Here is a 15044-nt window from a genome sequence, read left to right as displayed (position 1 = left end):
GCTGTGTCGCCTCAGCGAGCGGCGACCGCGTAGCGCACTAGCCACTCGGTAATTTCGAGGTGGTGCCGCGCCTGAGCCGCGTTGTTGCCCCAGGCGTACATGCCGTGCCCGGCGACGATCACGGCCGGCACCTCTGGCGCCACATCGCTCGCACCGGCGTACACGGCGTCGAAGCGCTCGGCCTCGACGCGCATGTCTTGATGATTCTGAATCACCGGAATCGTGACCGTCGCGTCGTGCGCGGGGTGACCGATACCCTTCAGCATCTCGAGGTCGCTGACCTCCACCCCCTCCGGCCAGAGCCGACCGGCGAGCACGGCATCGAGCGCGTGCACATGGAAGATGGCGTTCGCACCCGTGCGCGCGGCGATGTGCGCGTGGAGGCCCGATTCAGCCGACGGGCGGCGGGGATCCTCATCGTCGGCCGAGGCGCCGAATTCGTCGACCAGCACGACATCGGCCGCGGTGAGCTCAGACTTGTCGAGCCCCGACGCGGTTACGGCGAGGCGTAGTGGCTCGCGCGAAAGCACGAGCGACAGGTTGCCGGCGGTACCGCGCATCCAACCAAAATCGGCGAAGCGCGAGGCCTCGCGCGCGAGCACGGCGCCCGCATCGTGGAGCGCGGTGACCTGCGCGAGTGAGTGCGGGTCGCCTACGGTTGTCGCTGCCAACAGGCTCATACGGTGACCTCGATCTCTGCAAAACTCGAAACTGCGGGGGCGGCGAAGTCGCTGCCGGCCCAGGGCTCGCCGGGTCGGTCGAGGGCGACGACCTGCCAACCGGCCTCCAACGCGGCGCTCACCTCGGCCGGATGGTCGGTGAGAAACAGGGCGCGGGCTGGGTCAACGCCGAGCGCTTCGGCGATGCGGGCGTATGACGCGGGATCCTTCTTCGGGCCAGCGTTCACCGTGTCGAACCACGCTTCAACCAGGCCGGACAAGTCACCCTGCGGGGCGTGCCGAAACCACGGCTGCTGGGAGGCCACCGAGCCCGAGGAATAGACGGCGAGCCGCGCTCCACGAGCGGTCCACGAGCGCAGGCGATCCGGAACATCGGGGAAAAAATGAGACGTGATCTCCCCCGCCTCGAAGCCCTCGGCCCAGATGACGCCCTGAATGGTCTTGAGCGGTGTCGACTTCACGTCGTTGGCCATCAGCTCTCTGAGTGCGACGGCAACCTCGATGTCACTGGCGTCGGCGGAGAGCCCCGCCTCGGCTATCGCCTGCGCGCGCGCCTCGCGAACCACGCTGTCTGAGCGCCCCAGAACCGACTCAAGACGCGGGCGCGCATAGTCGTAGAGGTCACCCAGAATGAACCCCGCGGCGCTCGTCGTGCCCTCGAGGTCGACGACGACCACGTCAGCGGACACCGTTATCGATGCGGTCAATGCAGCCTCCGTGAGTTCGAACGAATCGACTGATCGTACCCTTCCGGGGCGCTGAAAACGCTTGAGTTACGGCGTATTGCAGCGGATCGCTGCACTCATGTGCCGTAGGCGGTGCGGCGAGCCGCGCGGCGCGAACGCCAGCCTCGCCACCGCTCGGCGACGCGGGCAACGGCCATCCGAGCCCATCCGAGGAGGCGTCGCGCCCAGTGAAACTCGGTGCCGAGAATCGCGAGCCCGAAAAACACGATCAGCCAACCTGGCCCGGGTAGCGGCACGAGGATCAGCCCGACGACCATCACCAGCGCGCCAACCGCAGTGACAGCAACGCGGTAGAGCGCGTCGAGCCAACGGCGACGCCTGATCGCCGCCCGCAGCCACGCGGCGCCGCGAGCGAACCGGCTGCGGTGGGTCGTGGCGAGCGTGGTCATGCGCCGAGCCTAGGTTGCGATGCTGGCAGCATGCCGCGAGTCAGGTGGGAGCGCGCATAGACTGACGGAATGACTGAGCGATGGCGGTCCGTTGCGACCGCGGCAGGCCTTGCGGCACCCGACGGCACCACGCGCCCCACCATTTTCGCGGAGATGACGGCGCTCGCGACTTCCACTGGCTCAGCGAACCTCGGCCAGGGCTTTCCCGACGCGGACGGTCCCGAGTGGGTACGCCGGATCGCGGCCGAAGCAATCATGAGCGGGGCGAACCAGTACCCGCCGGGGCGAGGCATTCCCGCGCTGCGCACGGCAGTTGCTGACCATCGGCTCCGTCACACCGGAATCGCCGTCGACCCCGACGCAGAGGTGCTCGTCACAGCCGGCGCGACTGAGGCACTCGCCGCGGCGCTGCTCGCGTTCGCTGGCCCCGGCGACGAGGTCGTCACGCTTGAGCCCTACTATGACGCCTACGCCGCCGCCATCGCTATGTCGGGGGCGACGCATGTGACTGTGCCGCTGATTCCCGAGGGCGGAACATTCCGCATGGATGGCGCGGCACTCACCGAAGCCGTCGGAGAGCGCACACGCGTGATCCTCATCAATACCCCGCATAATCCGACCGGCACCGTGCTCACTGCCGACGAGCTTGACCTCATCGCCGAGGCCGCTCAGCGCGTCGATGCCATCGTGCTGACCGACGAGGTCTACGAGCATCTTGTCTACGACGGGCAGCGGCATCGTTCGCTCGCCGCACTGCCGGGCATGGCCGAGCGCACAGTGACCATTTCATCGGCGGGCAAGACGTTCTCCCTGACCGGCTGGAAAATTGGCTGGGCTGTCGGCCCGGCCGATCTTATCGAGGCGATCACCGCGGTGAAGCAGTTTCTCACCTATACGGGCGGCGCCCCGTTCCAACCGGCAATCGCCCGCGCCCTCACCGAAGGTGACCCCGACATTCTGGAGCTGCGCAATTCACTGTCGGATCGCCGAGACCTGCTCATCGCGGGCCTCCGTGCGGCCGGATTCGATCTCGTGGTGCCGGGCGGCACCTACTTCGTGTGCGCCGACGCGACCCCGTTCTTAAGCGACGATGTGCCCGACGGCGCAGCGTTCGCCCGCGCCCTGCCCGGTGCCGTGGGCGTTGCGTGCGTGCCGATCGCGGCATTCTGCCGCGAGGGCTCCCCCACCGCGGCGGCCCTGTCGTCGTGGGTGCGGTTCACGTTCGTGAAGGACGAGGACACCCTGCGCACGGCGGTGGAGCGGTTGGGGAGGTTGGGTACTGAGTACTGAGTACCCCTCAGAATCGGCGTTCGGCAAGTGATCTGCGTTCTGCAAGTCCTAATGCTGATCGCGGGGCTTGCAGAACGCAGATCACTTGCGCAACGCTGCGCCATCGCAGCGTTCCGAGCTAAGAGCGCAAGCACAGAGCCAAAGTCCAGCACACTCAACGAAACAGCCCCTCACCTGAACTCGCGGGTTCAGGTGAGGGGCTGTTTCGTTACCGCGGAGGATGGGGGATTTGAACCCCCGAGGGCGTTAACCCAACACGCGTTCCAGGCGTGCGCCATAGGCCGCTAGGCGAATCCTCCTCACTGGCCGAAGCCAGCGCGTACCAGTCTAGCGGGTTCTCAGCTTGGCTCCGAACCGGCCCCCAAATGGCTCCGAACCGGCGCGGGTCCGGCGCAAGACCTGCGCAACACCTGCGCCATGCCTGCAGAAAACCAACCGCTACCCGGCCGAATAATCAGCAGGTGAACGCCGGAAGAACCTTGGATTTTCATCACAACACGAACCCGAACTTGAAAGTAACAGAACGGTAACGCATACTGGTTGAGGCGCACGGGCCTCCGCCCGGCGCTTTTTGTTGGAAAGTCGGAGTTTATCGCGTGAATGTATCTGCCAAGGTGTTCGTTGTCGGCCTGATCTCTTGCGTGACCTTTGCCGTCGGCGCAGCACCAGCAGTCGCCGACGTGCCGCAGGAAGATTTCTCGTCAGCAGCAGCTGCCATCCAGCCGTCAACCACGGTGGCGCAGCAGCTCGACACGACAGACGACGCCCTCGCCGGCACCTCGATCGATTCGGTGCTGCAGGTTGAAGAAGTTGCCAAGGTGCCGCACGGCTATGACGTGGCCGCGGCCATTGATCTTGCCGAGAGCGAGATCGGCACGAGCCGCCCCACCGGCTGGAACGCTCCGGGCGAGTGCATCATGTCAGCCCAGCGCTGGGTCAAGGCGGGCGGCGGCGCCTGGAACGGCAGTGGCGATCCCGTCGCGAACTACAACGGCGCGACCCGCGTGACGCTCTCAGACGCCGAAGCTGGCGACGTGATCCAGTACGAGTACACCTCGTCTCCCACTTCGTGGGTCACCGGCGTCCACACGGTACTCATCACCGATGTGAATGACGACGGTACGTTCACCATCATTCAGTCGAATAGCCCGGGCGGTTCCGGTCTGGTGACTCAGGAGAAGAACTGGACGCCGGATCCCCCCGAGGGGTTCACCGCAGCAGTCTGGCGCTTCTAAGCCTCAGCGAGTGTGCTCGCTCGACGCCGCCAACGCGGCGTCGTACACTGCGAGCATCTCGACCGTTCGGGTCGACTGCAAGAACCGCGACGCGACCGACGCATCGACACGAAGCTCTGCTCCCCCGGCCGACAGCTCAGCAACGGCCCGCCGCAGCGTGTCCGCGAGCGCACCGACACTTCCGTCAGCGACGACCCAGTGCGGCGTGACGGCGACATCCTCAGCGATCTCGGGGTCTGAGAAGATCGTCGGGGTTCCGAGCGCCGCCGCCTCGAACGGCGTAAGGCCCTGCGTCTCGAACCCGATCGACGTCTGCACGAGCGCGTCAGCGTCATGCAGTGCCGCCAGCGCCTCTGGGTAGGGCACGGGGCCGGGGATCGTCACGCGGTCGGAGAGACCGAGCGCGGCTATCTTCTCGCGCACCCGCGGCAACAGCAGGCCAGCGCCGTGTAGCGCGACATCCGCGTCGATACCGGAGGCCGCGATCGCCTCGACGAACTCCAGCACACGCTTCTCGTGGCTCATGCGACCGAGCCACACGAGCTTCGGCCTGCGACGGGCAGACCGCTCAATGGATCCTGCAGCCGCGATCGCCTCGTCGCCGACGCCGTTCGGTGTGACTAGCACGTCCGCCGCGACCCCGTGTGCGCGCAACGCCTCTGCGAAGTGCTGAGACGGCGCGGTGACGACGGCGGCCTCCGAGGCAAGCTCCGCGAGGTAGCGCCAAGCCCCGCGAGACGCGCGATCGACGGCCCCCCGTGCCCGGCCAAGCGCGAGCGCGCGCCAGGCGCGCAGCCCGACGAACGCGAGCGGGGCGAACGGGGTCACGGCGCGTGTGCCCTCATCCACGTGGTTGTGCATGGTGTGCACAATCGGCACGCCATGCACACCGCGCACACCCGGCACGCCATGCACACCGCGCACACCCGGCACACTCGGCACACTCGACACAGGTGGCACGGGCCGCTCACCGTTGACGCGCCGCGCATAGGCAGCCCGCAGCCCACGCGCAGCGCGCACGCCGATCATGGCACCCCAGAAGTCGCCCTGCACGTGCACCAGATCGACGGGCGGCCGGTCGGCGAGAGCGCGCGCGAGCGCGCGATCGGTGCGCCTGCCCGGCCAGGTAATGCCATATTCACGGTCGGCGGTGATCGGCCGAGAAGGCAGGTCGATGTACGCATCGCGATCCTGCGCCGCTGTCTGATACCCGGGGCGATGCAGCGCCGGGGCCGCGACCGTGACCCGATGCCCCAGTTGCTCGAGCGCGCGGCGCTGCATGCGAATCGCCACCTGCACCCCGCCCAGCGACTCGGCGTGCTGGTCAGTGACGATGAGAATGTGCATGATCAGCTCGGGTCGACGTCGCCGCGGTACAGCTCTTCGAACGTGTCGAGCGTGCGATCGATATCGTGCACCTGCACGGCCTCAAGCGACGCCTGCTGCATGCGCAGGTACTCCTCCGGCGGCATCTGCAGCACGCGCGTAATGCGACTCGCGAGCTCGCGGTCGTTGCCCGGCTGAAACAGGAAGCCGTTTTCGCCGTGGTGCACGAGGTGAGGCAGCGCCATCGCGTTCGCGGCGATGATTGGCAGCCCCGAGGCCATTGCCTCCATGGTCGCGATCGACTGCAGCTCGGCAATCGACGCGATGGTGAACACGCTCGCGCTCGTCAGATGCGCCCGCAGTTCTGTGTCAGTGACGCGGCCGGTGAACTCCACGCGGTCCGCGATGCCGAGCTCTTCGGTCAGCTTCTCGAGATTCTTGCGCTGATCGCCGTCACCGACGATGGTGAAGGTCACATTGAGAGCCGGGTCGAGGCGCGGAATCGCGCGCAGAATGACGTCGATCTCTTTCTCGAGCGTCACGCGTCCGACGAACACCAGCTTGTTCGTGGCGCGCGGAGTCAGGTCGGCGGTGTAATCAGAAGCCCGCAGCCCGCAGCTCACTGGCCGCACGTCTCGCCGATGCGTGTTGCGTTCCAAGAAGTCGGCGGCGCGGCGCGTGGGCGTCGTCACAGCGGCCGCAAGGCGCAGCACGCGGTCGGCGGCGTTCCACCCCCAGCGCACGAACACACGCTTCGCCCGCTCGGGTAGCAGCGTGAAATCGAGCACGTTCTCAGGCATCACGTGATTCGTCGCGACGATGCGAATGCCGCGCTTCGAACCCTCAATCGCGAGCGCTCGACCGACCACAATGTGCGACTGCAGATGAATAACGTCTGGTTGCACGCGGTCGAGCAACTTGCGCGCGTAGCCTCTGGCACGCCACGGCTCGACGAATCGCAGCCAGTCGTGGGGATACCAGCGCCAGCTGCGCCACCGATGCACGGTCATCCGCTCACCCTCGATGGTTTCGACGAACGTGCCGTGTTGGCTGATCCGTAGGGAAGGTGCGACGACGTGCACGTCGTGGCCGCGCTGCACGAGCCCTGCGGAGAGTCGTTCTGCGAAGCGGGCGGCCCCGTTGACGTCGGGATAAAAAGTGTCGCAGCCCTGCAAAATGCGCAGTGGTGCCGAGCGATCGGTGGTGCTCACGGTGTGCGGGAGTCCTTCGGTCGGAGATGGGAACAGCGTGCGCGCGGGTGGCGCACCAGATGCTCACAGTCTACAAAGCGCGGCTCCGAAACTGATCAGTTGTCAGGTCGTGATCGCGCTCGGCCGACGTGCGGCAAATACCGCGGTATCCAGCGGCCGAAGCCCGCAGCTCCGGCGAGCGCGAGCACCCCGGCCGCGACGCTCGCAAACGGCAGCGACACGACGGCGAGTCCCGAAACTGCGAGCGGCGCGACGGCGCCGCCGAAGTCGGTGAGAGTGCGCCAGGCTGCGAGAAACGGGGCCGGTTGGTCGGGAGGCGCAAGATCGGCGCCGAGCGTCATATTGATACCGCTCGACAGCCCGTTGCCGAGACCGACGATGATCGCGACCGCCAGTAACCAGGCCCCAGCGCTCGGCAGGTCGTGCGTGCCTGCAAGCACCAGGAATCCCGCCGCCATCACCAGCATCGCCGGCAGGCTCGCCCAGAGCCGACCGTAGCGGTCCATCACCTGGCCGCTCGTGTAGAACAGCGCAAAATCGACCGTGCCGGAGATACCCACCACCAGCGCCACCTGCGTTGCGTCAAGCCCAATAGAAACGCCCCACAGCGGCAGCAACACGTCGCGAATTGATCGCATGCCCGACAGAATCGCGGAAGCGCCGCCGATGCGCAGCAGCGCCGCACCGCCGTCGCGCACCGCGCCGATCACGCTAGCCCTCGGCGCCGGGGCCGGCACCGAGGGCGGCGCGGTCGCGGCGGCCGTCGCTGCGTCGGGGGAGCCCGGGCGCTCCGTTGGCTGCGCGGCAGACTGGGTAACAATCCGTTCGGGATCGGGCGCCCACCCGACCAGCGCTGCTGTGAGCGCCAGGCACGCGACAAACGCCCAGACCGGAGCCTCAGGGTTCCCCGTCGCGCTGATCAGCGCCGCAGCAAGAAAAGGCCCGGCAAACCGGCCGAGTCGATTGGTGCCGCCGAGCAGCGACAGCGCACGCGCCCGGAAATGCACGGGCACGCGGCTGGTCATGAACGAGTGCCGTGCGAGGCCGAAGGCGGCACCGGCGAAACCGATCACGAGGACGGCCACGCCGAGCAGCGCGGGGTTCGGCGCGAACACGAGCCCGACGCACCCGAGCAGGGCAACCGCCGAGGCGAGCAGCATCGCGGTGCGCTCACCGGCGCGGGCGACGACCCAGCTTGCGGGCAGATTACCGAGCACCTGGCCGACGACGGCGGCCGACGCGATGACTCCGGCGAGGGCGATGCTCGCCCCCATGCCAACCGCGATCACGGCGACGAGCGGCAGGATCGCGTATTCACCGAGCGAGAAGAGGATCGACGGCCCGTAAATGCTCGGGGCAAGCCGCCACAGGAACGCCGGTGCCGAATTCGTCATTGTTTCCAATGTACTCCCGCGCGGGGCTCCGACGAGCCGTGCGGGCCGCGCCCGTCGCCGCTGCTACACGCGCCGTGTCGCCGAGAGCACCGTGAACGTCGAGGTGCGGGCGAGCTGGCGCACGGGGCCAATCTCCCGCTCGATCAGGGAGCGGTAATTCAAGTGCGAGTTGAAGACGAGCCGCAGCTCACCGCCGGGGGCGAGGGCCGGTCGGCACGCACGAATCAAGCGCTGGCCCACACCCGCGTGCACGGTCGCGCCGGTGTGAAACGGCGGATTCAGCAGAATCAGATCGGCCCACTCGGCAGGCACCGCCTCCAGGGCGTCGGCGCGGTAGACGTCAATGCGATCCGCCGCTCCCGCCGCCTGCGCCGTGAGTTTCGTCGCAGCGACCGCCGCTATCGAGTGATCGGTTGCGATCACCCGGGATTCGGGAAACTGCTTGGCAGCTGCGACCGCCAGCACACCATTGCCGCAGCCGAGATCGACGATGCGCTGCGGCAAGCGGTCAGAACCGGCGAGTGTCGACAGCAGCAGCCGACTGCCGTGATCGAGCACCGGGCCGCCGAACGTTGCGCCGAACGACGCGAGCGAGAAGTCGAGGTCGCGGTCAGTGCCCCACTTCGGGAACGCCGCCGCGGGCGCCGTGGCGCCATCCGGTCGAACCACTGTTCGGGGCGAGGCGGCCCGCAGCACGCGCGATTTGCGCCAGCCGAGCCCCGCGCTGACGTTTTCGAAGTCGCGCGCGAGCACCTCATTCATTGATCTGGTCATGTGTTTCACACGGCCGCCAGCGAAGACGATCACGTCAGGATCTGCCCACCGGGCGATCGTCTCAGAGACCTCCGCGAGCTGCGACAGCCCCCGGGGCAACTGCACGAGCACGACGCGCGCACCGCGCAACAGCTCGGCGTCAAGCTTGTGATTCGTGAAGCGGCCTGCGAGTCCGAGGCGTTCGGCGTTCTGCGCGAGCGCGCGCTCCCCCAGCAGTGGGTCTTGGTGGACGCGAATCTTGCTGGCTTCTGCGTCTACGTCCACGTCCACGTCCACGTCCACGTCAGCGACGAGCGTTGTGGCCGCGCCCAGGGTGAGCGCGCCGTGGCGGTCGCCGATGACGACGATCTGCCCGGCGGCGAGCGGTGGAGCGAGCGGGTGTGCAGCGAGTTCTTCCGCGGCGGTGCGGAGGATGAGCTGGTCAGCCGAGTCGTACGCCTGCAGCTCTTCAGCGTCGAAATCGGGATCGCGCGTGAGCTGCGCGAAGAGTGAGCTGAGCCGGTCGTCGATATTCATGCCTGCGCCTTCGCCGGCGCCTACGGCTGCCACACGACGACTTCTGCGTTGCGGCGCAGGCGCGTGCCGCGTCGCAGCGTGACGACTTCGCCGCCGGCCGAACCGGCCGCGAATACGCGCCGATCGGGGCGCTGGAGCCGTTCTTCAGTGAGCGCGCGCTCGAGATCTCGCACGCGACCCTCAAGCTGGCGCACCTCGTCTTCAAGTTCGAGGACGCGTCGAATTCCGGCGAGACTGAGCCCCTCGGAAGAAAGTCTCGCGACCTCGCGCAGCCGAGCCACGTCGTGCAGCGAGTAGCGCCGCGTATTGCCGCGCGTGCGCTGAGGTGAGACGAGCCCGATGCGGTCGTATTGCCGCAGCGTCTGGGGGTGCATCTCAGCGAGTTCGGCCGCCGCGGCGATCGCGAAGACCGGCGTGAAGCGATCCATCTGCGGATCCGCCATGATCCTGACCTACTTTCGTGAGCGTGTGCGGGGTGTGCGGCGGCGGCCACATCGGCCGCCCTCGCACACCCCGCACAATCAGTGGGTGTTACCCCTTCGCCCGCGACAGCAGATCTGCGCGCGGGTTTTCTTGTGGTTCAACTGCCTTGAACGCTTCGAGCGCCTCGACCGCCTCGGGTGAGAGGTGAGAGGGAACTACGATCTGCACCTCGGCGAGGAGATCTCCGGTGCCCTTGGCACTGGAGACGCCTCGACCCTTGACGCGCAGCACGCGACCGCTCGGGGTACCCGGCTGCACCTTCAGCTTCACCGGAGGCCCGCCGAGTGTCGGCACCTCGACTGTGGCGCCGAGCGCCGCTTCCGAGAAGGTCACCGGCAGCTTCAGCCGCAGGTTCTGGCCATCACGCTCAAAGACGGGGTGCTTACGCACGCTGACCGTGAGAATGATGTCGCCCGCTGGCCCGCCGTTCGGGCTCTGCTCGCCCTTGCCGCGCACCTTGATCTTCTGTCCGTCTGAGACTCCCGCGGGAATCTTGACCTTGACCGAACCGGTTGATGCCTGCAGCGTAACGGTCTTACCCTGCACCGCCGTCTCGAAGTCGAGCGTCGTCGTTGCCTGGATGTCACGTCCCCGCTGCGGGCCACGGGGTGCCCCGCCGCCAAACATGCCGCCGAAGATGTCTTCGTACCCCTGCGGGCCGCCCGACTGGAAGTGGGTGTTGCGCCCACCTCCACCGCCAAACATTCCGCCAAAGACATCTTCGAAGCCCTGGTTGCCGCCGCCGCCCGACGTGAATCGAGCACCGCCTGCGCCCATGGCGCGAATCTGATCGTATTCAGCACGCTGTTCAGCGTCAGAGAGCACCGAGTAGGCCTCGCTGATCTCCTTGAATTTCGCCTCTGCTACGGCATCACCCGGGTTGGAATCCGGGTGATACTTGCGCGCGAGCTTGCGGTACGTCTTCTTGAGTTCGGCGTCTCCGACATCTTTCGAGACGCCGAGCAGCTGGTAGAAGTCTTTATCGAGCCAATCCTGACTAGCCATCCGCTCCCACCGCCACCGCTACCTTGGCGGGGCGCAGTTCGACCTCGCCGATGCGATACCCGCGCTCGATGACGTCGAGCACGGTGTGCTGCTCGGTGCCTGGAACCGGTACCTGTGCGATGGCCTCGTGCAGCTGCGGGTCGAAATTCTCTCCCACCTCGCCGAAGCTCTGCACGCCGATCCGTTCAAACGTTCCGCGAATCTTCTGCGCGATCGTCGCGAAGGGGGTGCCCTCGGTGAGGTCACCGTGCTTCTCCGCGCGATCGAGATCGTCGAGCACTGTCAGCATGGGGGCCACCGCCGCGGCGGTTGCCCGCTGCTTTTCGATGGCGGCATTCGCCTCCGTGCGCTTCCGGTAGTTCGCGTATTCCGCGGTCAGTCGGCGCAGATCATCAAGGTACGGGTTGTTGGCATCGTCCGCTGACGCGCCGGCCTCGGCCGCCGCCTCGCTCTGCTCGGCACCCAGGATGTCGTCGACCGTGAGGTCGGGCTGGGGCACGGAGCCGGAGTCGTTCGACTCCGGCTCCTGAGCAGGAACCTCGTCAGCGTTCGGGTTTTCCCCGGGCGTGCGCTGTTCCTCGTGTGCCATGGTTACTTCTTCTCCTCGTCGTCCTCAACAACCTCGGCGTCCACCACGTCATCGTCGTTCGACGATTCCTCAGTGGCGCCCTCGGTGGGGGCGTCTGCCTGCGCGGCCGCGTAGATCGCTTCGCCGAGCTTCGACTGGCTCTGGCCGAGCTTCTCAGAGGCCGTCTTCACTGCCTCGTCGTCTTCGCCAGCGAGCGCCGACTTCAGCTCGTCAAGATCGCCCTGCACCTCGGTCTTCACGTCTTCCGGGAGCTTGTCTTCGTTCTCGGAGATGAGCTTCTCGGTCGAGTAGGCGAGCTGCTCGGCGTTGTTGCGCACCTCGGCCGCCTCGCGACGCTGCTTGTCTTCAGCAGCGTGCTCTTCAGCCTCGCGCACCATGCGCTCGATGTCTTCCTTCGAGAGCGTCGAACCACCGGAGATGGTGATGGTCTGCTCCTTGCCGGTGCCCTTGTCTTTCGCCGAGACCTGCACGATGCCGTTGGCATCAATGTCGAACGTGACCTCGACCTGCGGGATGCCGCGCGGGGCCGGCGCGATGCCGGTCAGCTCGAACGTGCCGAGGTTCTTGTTGTCGCGGGTGAACTCGCGCTCGCCCTGGAACACCTGGATGGCCACGGAGGGCTGGTTGTCTTCCGCGGTCGTGAAGGTCTCACTGCGCTTGGTCGGGATCGCCGTGTTGCGCTCGATGAGCTTCGTCATGATGCCACCCTTGGTCTCGATACCGAGCGACAGCGGGGTGACGTCGATGAGCAGCACGTCCTTGCGCTCACCCTTCAGCACGCCGGCCTGCAGCGCGGCACCCACGGCGACAACCTCATCGGGGTTGACGCTCTTGTTGGGCTCCTTGCCACCGGTCAGCGACTTCACGAGCTCGGTCACAGCGGGCATACGGGTCGAGCCACCGACGAGCACGACGTGCGCGATGTCAGACACCCCGACGCCGGCCTCTGCAATGACGTCCTGGAACGGCTTGCGGGTGCGCTCGAGCAAATCCTTCGTCAGCTCTTCGAACTTGGCGCGGGTCAGCGTCTCATCGAGGTTCGCCGGGCCGTTCTCGGTGAGCGAGAGGTAGGGCAGCTGAATCTGGGTGCTCATCGAGTTCGAGAGCTCCTTCTTCGCCTGCTCTGCGGCTTCCTTCAGACGCTGCAGGGCGATCTTGTCCTTTGCGACGTCGACACCGGTCGAGTTCTTGAACTGCGTGATGAGCCACTGCACGACGCGCTGATCCCAGTCGTCGCCACCGAGGCGGTTGTCACCGGCCGTGGCGCGCACCTGAATCGTCGAGAAGTCGTCGTCCTTGCCCACCTCGAGCAGCGAGACGTCGAACGTGCCGCCACCCAGGTCGAAGACGAGAATGAGCTCGTCTTCTTTGCCCTTGTCGAGCCCGTACGCGAGTGCGGCAGCGGTGGGCTCGTTGATGATGCGGAGCACGTTGAGGCCCGCGATCTCGCCGGCCTCCTTCGTCGCCTGACGTTCGGCGTCGTTGAAGTAAGCGGGAACGGTGATAACCGCGTCGGTGACCTTGTCACCGAGGTAGGTCTCAGCGTCGCGCTTCAGCTTCATGAGCGTGCGGGCGCTAATCTCCTGCGCGGTGTACCGCTTGCCGTCGATCTCGTCGGTCTTCCAGTCGGTGCCCATGTGGCGCTTCACCGAGGAGAGCGTTCGGTCGACGTTGGTGACGGCCTGGCGCTTCGCGGTCTCGCCGACGAGCACCTCTCCGTCTTTCGTGAACGCAACGATCGAGGGGGTCGTGCGAAGACCCTCAGCGTTTGCAATAACGCTGGGCTCGCCGCCCTCAAGAACGGCGACTACTGAGTTGGTGGTACCGAGGTCGATGCCTACTGCGCGTGACATATGCACTCCTTCTGTCGAATGAATCGGGCCGACGGTGTGCCTGCCCTGAGCCTGAACCCTCGATCACGCGGTGGCGACTGAGCGCCGCTCACACTGATCTTGAGCCTGATGGACTCAAGTTTACCAAAGCCTCGGCGAACGTCAAGCTCAGTCGATAAAACTTGAGTCGATCTCACTCAACTCTCAGATTTCAATGGTTGGCGGGCGCAACCGACCACTACTCTGTTGCTATGAGCGAGCACGTGCTGCCGGCTTCCGCTGCGTCGGGCCCCGCAGCTCCCCAGTCTGTGAAGAAGCGAACCGTGTTCGCGTGGTCACTCTGGGACTGGGGCTCAGCCTCGTTCAACGCGGTCGTCACGACCTTCGTGTTTAGCGTCTACATCACTAGCGCGCCGTTCGGTCCCGAAGAAAAGGTCTCGGCCGAATTGGGCACGGCGCTACTCGTCGCCGGCATCGTAGTCGCGCTCTTCGCCCCCGTGATCGGGCGGCTCACCGACCAAGCCGGTCGCCGCAAGACCTGGCTCGGGATCAACACAGCCATCGTGGTGGCGTGCACCCTGCTGATGGTGTTTGTCGCACCAGACGAGCAGTTCTTGATTTTCGGGCTCGTGCTGCTCGCCATCGGCAACGTCGCGTTCGAGTTCGCGAGCGTCAGCTACAACGCGATGCTCGGTCAAATCGCGAACAATCGAAACGTCGGCAAGATCTCTGGCGTCGGTTGGGGCATGGGGTACCTGGGCGGCATCGTGCTCCTCGCCCTGATCCTGATCGGCTTCATCTTCCCCGATGTCGGCTGGTTCGGCGTCACCTCCGAGGGGTCCTGGGATGTGCGAATCGCCATGCTGCTGTCGGGCGTGTGGTTTGCGGTCTTTGCGATCCCGGTCTTCTTCGCGGTCCCTGAAATCGAAGCCGTGGCGCACCCGAAGAATTCGAGCCACTGGTTCTTTACCGCGTATCTTGACGTGTTCCGGAGCGTCGCTGGACTCTGGCGAGACGCCCGGCAGACGCTGTACTTCCTCTTCGCGAGCGCCGTCTTCCGCGACGGTCTCGCTGGGGTGTTCACGTTCGGTGGCGTGATCGCGGCACGCAGCTTCGGTTTCGACAACACGACGGTGATCCTATTCGCGATTGCCGCCAACGTGATTGCTGGCCTCGCGACGATCCTCGTCGGTTTCTTCGAGGACCGACTGGGCGCGAAGCGCGTGATGGTTTCGTCAATTCTGCTCATGGTGATCTGCGCAATGCTCGTGTTCGCACTGCACGACGCGGGAACGTGGGTGTTCTGGGTGTTCGGCCTGATGCTCTGCATCTTCGTCGGTCCGGTGCAGTCGGCGAGCCGCTCGTTCCTCGCCCGCCTCATCCCGCCGGGGCGCGAGGGCGAAATTTTCGGTCTCTACGCCACCACGGGACGCGCAGTCTCGTTCCTGGCCCCGGCGGGCTTCACGATCGCGATCGCGATCGGCGGATCCACCATCTTCGGCATCATCGGCATCGGAATCGTGTTGCTCATTGGGCTGCTGCTGTTGCTGCCAGTGCGGGTGAAGGGGCAGTAG

At 66.2% G+C, this 15044-nt stretch carries 14 protein-coding genes and 1 tRNA gene; 3 read left to right on the top strand and 12 right to left on the bottom strand.

Going from position 1 to position 15044, the window contains the following annotated elements; all coding sequences use genetic code 11:
• Positions 1–11 precede the first annotated feature (11 nt).
• The 3 genes from mtnB to ACFWHR_RS02750 all read right to left on the bottom strand — a co-directional run bounded on the left by mtnB (position 12) and on the right by ACFWHR_RS02750 (position 1815).
• Entirely contained in the window at positions 12–680 is a 669-nt protein-coding gene (gene mtnB / locus ACFWHR_RS02760) for a methylthioribulose 1-phosphate dehydratase (RefSeq protein ID WP_382446739.1), read from the bottom strand.
• Positions 677–1387 (bottom strand): acireductone synthase, encoded by a 711-nt coding sequence (gene mtnC / locus ACFWHR_RS02755; RefSeq protein WP_382446738.1) that lies wholly within the window; start codon positions 1385–1387, stop codon positions 677–679. Before mtnC ends, mtnB begins: the two co-directional genes overlap by 4 nt.
• Positions 1388–1482: 95 nt before the next feature.
• The gene (locus tag ACFWHR_RS02750) at positions 1483–1815 is read right to left on the bottom strand and encodes a TIGR02611 family protein (protein WP_382446737.1); all 333 of its coding nucleotides are present in this window, start codon (positions 1813–1815) and stop codon (positions 1483–1485) included.
• Between the two features lie 69 nt (positions 1816–1884).
• Between ACFWHR_RS02750 and ACFWHR_RS02745 the strand changes: the two genes are divergently transcribed.
• Positions 1885–3105 carry an aminotransferase class I/II-fold pyridoxal phosphate-dependent enzyme gene (locus tag ACFWHR_RS02745; RefSeq protein WP_382446736.1) on the top strand — a complete coding sequence of 407 codons (1221 nt, stop codon included), beginning with the start codon at positions 1885–1887 and terminating at the stop codon, positions 3103–3105.
• Positions 3106–3319: 214 nt separating this feature from the next.
• On the opposite strand, the gene ACFWHR_RS02740 is transcribed toward ACFWHR_RS02745, so the two are convergent.
• Positions 3320–3404, bottom strand: a tRNA-Ser gene (locus tag ACFWHR_RS02740).
• Positions 3405–3701: 297 nt separating this feature from the next.
• Here ACFWHR_RS02740 and ACFWHR_RS02735 point away from each other — a divergent pair.
• Positions 3702–4340 carry a CHAP domain-containing protein gene (locus ACFWHR_RS02735; protein ID WP_382446735.1) on the top strand — a complete coding sequence of 213 codons (639 nt, stop codon included), beginning with the start codon at positions 3702–3704 and terminating at the stop codon, positions 4338–4340.
• A gap of 3 nt (positions 4341–4343) precedes the next feature.
• Here ACFWHR_RS02735 and ACFWHR_RS02730 read toward each other — a convergent pair whose 3' ends face one another.
• The 8 genes from ACFWHR_RS02730 to dnaK all read right to left on the bottom strand — a co-directional run bounded on the left by ACFWHR_RS02730 (position 4344) and on the right by dnaK (position 13491).
• Positions 4344–5687 carry a glycosyltransferase gene (locus ACFWHR_RS02730; protein ID WP_382446734.1) on the bottom strand — a complete coding sequence of 448 codons (1344 nt, stop codon included), beginning with the start codon at positions 5685–5687 and terminating at the stop codon, positions 4344–4346.
• A 2-nt stretch (positions 5688–5689) separates the two neighbouring features.
• Positions 5690–6877, bottom strand: a complete 1188-nt coding sequence (locus ACFWHR_RS02725) for a glycosyltransferase (RefSeq protein WP_382446733.1) — start codon at positions 6875–6877, stop codon at positions 5690–5692.
• 95 nt (positions 6878–6972) lie between these two features.
• Complete coding sequence (locus tag ACFWHR_RS02720; protein ID WP_382446732.1) at positions 6973–8271, bottom strand: MFS transporter; 1299 nt, start codon at positions 8269–8271, stop codon at positions 6973–6975.
• A 63-nt stretch (positions 8272–8334) separates the two neighbouring features.
• Positions 8335–9561: a class I SAM-dependent methyltransferase gene (locus tag ACFWHR_RS02715; protein WP_382446731.1), complete on the bottom strand. Its 1227-nt coding sequence runs from the start codon at positions 9559–9561 to the stop codon at positions 8335–8337.
• Positions 9562–9581: 20 nt separating this feature from the next.
• Complete coding sequence (locus ACFWHR_RS02710) at positions 9582–10004, bottom strand: heat shock protein transcriptional repressor HspR (RefSeq protein WP_382446730.1); 423 nt, start codon at positions 10002–10004, stop codon at positions 9582–9584.
• 88 nt (positions 10005–10092) lie between these two features.
• The gene (locus tag ACFWHR_RS02705; protein WP_382446729.1) at positions 10093–11049 is read right to left on the bottom strand and encodes a DnaJ C-terminal domain-containing protein; all 957 of its coding nucleotides are present in this window, start codon (positions 11047–11049) and stop codon (positions 10093–10095) included.
• On the bottom strand, positions 11042–11638 hold the full coding sequence (locus tag ACFWHR_RS02700; protein WP_382446728.1) for a nucleotide exchange factor GrpE: 597 nt from the start codon (positions 11636–11638) through the stop codon (positions 11042–11044). Before ACFWHR_RS02700 ends, ACFWHR_RS02705 begins: the two co-directional genes overlap by 8 nt.
• 2 nt (positions 11639–11640) lie before the next feature.
• Entirely contained in the window at positions 11641–13491 is a 1851-nt protein-coding gene (dnaK, locus tag ACFWHR_RS02695) for a molecular chaperone DnaK (RefSeq protein WP_382446727.1), read from the bottom strand.
• A 230-nt stretch (positions 13492–13721) separates the two neighbouring features.
• Between dnaK and ACFWHR_RS02690 the strand changes: the two genes are divergently transcribed.
• A complete protein-coding gene (locus ACFWHR_RS02690) occupies positions 13722–15044 on the top strand; it encodes an MFS transporter (RefSeq protein WP_382446726.1) in 1323 nt (440 codons plus the stop codon).

Origin of the sequence: Leucobacter sp. NPDC058333 (genome assembly GCF_042726155.1) — a bacterium.
Taxonomy (GTDB): Bacteria; Actinomycetota; Actinomycetes; order Actinomycetales; family Microbacteriaceae; genus Leucobacter.
Note: the sequence above shows the minus strand (reverse complement) of the source record. Positions and strands in the feature narration are given on the sequence as shown.

Bases quoted from the DNA above. Each gene is read 5' to 3' on its own strand.
- mtnB (WP_382446739.1), bottom strand. From the start codon at position 680: ATGAGCCTGTTGGCAGCGACAACCGTAGGCGACCCGCACTCACTCGCG.
- ACFWHR_RS02750 (WP_382446737.1), bottom strand. From the start codon at position 1,815: ATGACCACGCTCGCCACGACCCACCGCAGCCGGTTCGCTCGCGGCGCC.
- ACFWHR_RS02745 (WP_382446736.1), top strand. From the start codon at position 1,885: ATGACTGAGCGATGGCGGTCCGTTGCGACCGCGGCAGGCCTTGCGGCA.
- ACFWHR_RS02730 (WP_382446734.1), bottom strand. From the start codon at position 5,687: ATGCACATTCTCATCGTCACTGACCAGCACGCCGAGTCGCTGGGCGGG.
- ACFWHR_RS02720 (WP_382446732.1), bottom strand. From the start codon at position 8,271: ATGACGAATTCGGCACCGGCGTTCCTGTGGCGGCTTGCCCCGAGCATT.
- ACFWHR_RS02715 (WP_382446731.1), bottom strand. From the start codon at position 9,561: ATGAATATCGACGACCGGCTCAGCTCACTCTTCGCGCAGCTCACGCGC.
- ACFWHR_RS02710 (WP_382446730.1), bottom strand. From the start codon at position 10,004: ATGGCGGATCCGCAGATGGATCGCTTCACGCCGGTCTTCGCGATCGCC.
- ACFWHR_RS02705 (WP_382446729.1), bottom strand. From the start codon at position 11,049: ATGGCTAGTCAGGATTGGCTCGATAAAGACTTCTACCAGCTGCTCGGC.
- ACFWHR_RS02700 (WP_382446728.1), bottom strand. From the start codon at position 11,638: ATGGCACACGAGGAACAGCGCACGCCCGGGGAAAACCCGAACGCTGAC.
- dnaK (WP_382446727.1), bottom strand. From the start codon at position 13,491: ATGTCACGCGCAGTAGGCATCGACCTCGGTACCACCAACTCAGTAGTC.
- ACFWHR_RS02690 (WP_382446726.1), top strand. From the start codon at position 13,722: ATGAGCGAGCACGTGCTGCCGGCTTCCGCTGCGTCGGGCCCCGCAGCT.